The 2,550-nt window shown below is 67.5% G+C and carries 1 protein-coding gene; it reads left to right on the forward strand.

Translation table 11 applies throughout. The annotated features are described in order from the left end of the window. Positions 1-684 precede the first annotated feature (684 nt). On the forward strand, positions 685-2,511 hold the full coding sequence (ltrA, locus tag ACZ7L9_RS37995; RefSeq protein WP_471422086.1) for a group II intron reverse transcriptase/maturase: 1,827 nt from the start codon (positions 685-687) through the stop codon (positions 2,509-2,511). Positions 2,512-2,550 lie beyond the last annotated feature (39 nt).

Consider the following 2,550-nt stretch of genomic DNA (forward strand, 5'->3'; position numbering starts at 1 on the left):
GACCAGAGTGCGACACGAAGGCGCACGCAACGAGCGGTTGCGCGGAAAGGAGGCCGACTGATGTCGGCGGCGTAATCCCAGGCCAGTGTCCGAGTGCCTGTCCCCACCCCGGCATGCGTCGCTGGTAACGGCGGGGTGTGAAGCCCGGGGGAAGAAGCCCAAGGGCCGCCGAACCATCCGGTGGCTACAGGCGAGGGGAAGACCGGACGGGTGAACGAGAGTGAACCCTCGATGATGCTTCGTGATGCATCACCTCGGTTGATGGAGTGCACCACCGGGGTTCAGGAACCGGCCGTTGTGAGGCGGCAGGCGGCGGCTGAGGATTTGGTATCGGCCGTGTGGACACCGCCGTTCCCGGAGTAGAGGGGGCACCCACCCCGGTCGTATCTCGTACGTGTGCAACGTGACAACCCCGACGGGGTCCGGCCACCACTGGTGGCCGGTAAGCCGACCGCGAGGAAGGCCCAGATCCCCGGCGGGCACAGGACGGTCCAAGAAGCGAATGCCGGCGGCCGAAAGGAAGCGGGAAACCGGGACAGTGTGATCGGCTCCTCCGCCGATCGTCCTGCATAACCGGCCGGACAGGGGCAGTTGCCCCGACCCGAAAGGGTGCTGACGTGGACCGGGTGAGCCTGTGAAGGGCGATGACCGAAGACGACGGAACCGAGGGACAAGTTGGACGCCATGACGACGCAAGCGGGCATCGCCACTGCGGCTGCCCCGGCGGGCGCCGCCGTGGAGAACGGACCCGAGGACGACCTCACCGACTGGCAGTCCATCGACTGGCAACAGGTCGAAGAGGACGTACGGCGACTGCGGCAGCGCATCTTCACGGCATCGCAGGCGGGGGACCTCAAGAGGGTCCGCAACCTGCAGAAGCTGATGCTCCGCTCCCGCGCCAACACGCTGCTGAGCGTGCGACGTGTGACGGAGGTCAATGCTGGCCGAAAGACGGCGGGGATCGACGGACGGACGGCGCTTCTGCCCCAGTCCAAGGCCGAGTTGGCCGACTGGGTGCAGCACCGTTCCCGGCCGTGGAGTCCCAAGCCCGTCAGACGCGTGTTCATCCCCAAGGCCAAGGGCAGGCGCCCTCTCGGGATTCCTGTGATCGCTGACCGCGCACTACAAGCTGTTGCGGTTGGTGCACTTGAGCCCGAGTGGGAAGCACGGTTCGAGCCGAGATCCTATGGATTCAGGCCGGGCCGCGGCTGCCACGACGCGATCGAGGCCATTTTCAACACCGCCAGCGGGAAGAACCCGCGCAGACGGTGGGCGCTCGACGCGGACCTGGCGGCGGCGTTCGACCGAATCGACCATTCTCATCTTCTCCGTCAGCTCGGCTCGTTCCCCGCCAGGGGACTGGTCGAGCAGTGGCTGAAGGCGGGCGTGGTCGGCCAAGGCCGGTTCGCCCCGACCGAGGAGGGAACCCCCCAAGGCGGGGTGATCAGCCCCGTCCTGCTCAATGTGGCCCTGCATGGGATGGAGGAGGCCGCCGGGGTCCGATACTTCGCAACCGGCAGAGATGCCGGGAGCGCGGTGCCGGGCAGCCCCGTGCTGGTGAGATACGCAGACGATCTTGTCGCGCTCTGCGAAAGCCGCGACCAGGCCAACCAGGTCAAGACGCGGCTGGCGGCATGGCTGGGGCCCAGGGGGCTGACCTTCAACGAGGACAAGACGCGAGTCGTCCGCCTCGAAGACGGGTTCAACTTTCTCGGTTTCAACATCCGTCGGTATCGCAGCGGCAAGCTGCTGATCAAACCGAGCAAGGCGGCCGTGCGACGGATCCGGGAACGGCTCGCCGCCGAGACGAGGGCCCTCCTGGGGGCCAACGCCGAGGCGGTGATCGGCAAACTCAACCCCATCATCCGGGGCTGGGCCGCCTACTACCGGACGGCAGTGTCCAGCAGGACCTACGCCCAGCTGGACCACTACGCGTTCAAGCTCACCTACAAGTGGGCCAAACGCAGCCACCCGAACAAGTCGAGGCACTGGGTTGTTGACCGGCACTTCGGCATGTTCGACCGTTCCAGGCGCGACCGGTGGGTGTTCGGCGACCGCGACAGCGGCGCCCACCTCGCCAAATTCTCCTGGACGAAGATTGTCCGACACCAGATGGTCAAGGGCAGGGCGTCTCCGGACGACCCGGCCCTGGCCGACTACTGGACCCAGCGGCGACGCCGCCGGAAACCCCCGTTGAGCACGACCGGACTGCGGCTCCTCCAAGCCCAGCACGGCCGTTGCCCGCTCTGCGGGGAACTCCTGCTGCACGCCGACCACGAGCCACAGAGCCCGGACCAGTGGGAGCAATGGCTCAAGGTCATCCGCAAGGCAGCCCGCCGACAGGCGATCGTCACCAGCGGACTGGGAACGTCGGACACACCCGCCGCACCCAGCCTCGTGCACGCGCATTGCCGACGCCGACTCGGCACCCGATCAGCACTTCTGCCCGCCCGCGAGCCCACAGGGGCTTGCTTGAGCCCGGTGCGTTCAACGGCGCACGCCGGGTTCTGAGGGGGCGGCGGCGCAGCAATGCGCCGCCGCTACCCGACC

This window comes from Streptomyces sp. NPDC111516, assembly GCF_055635345.1.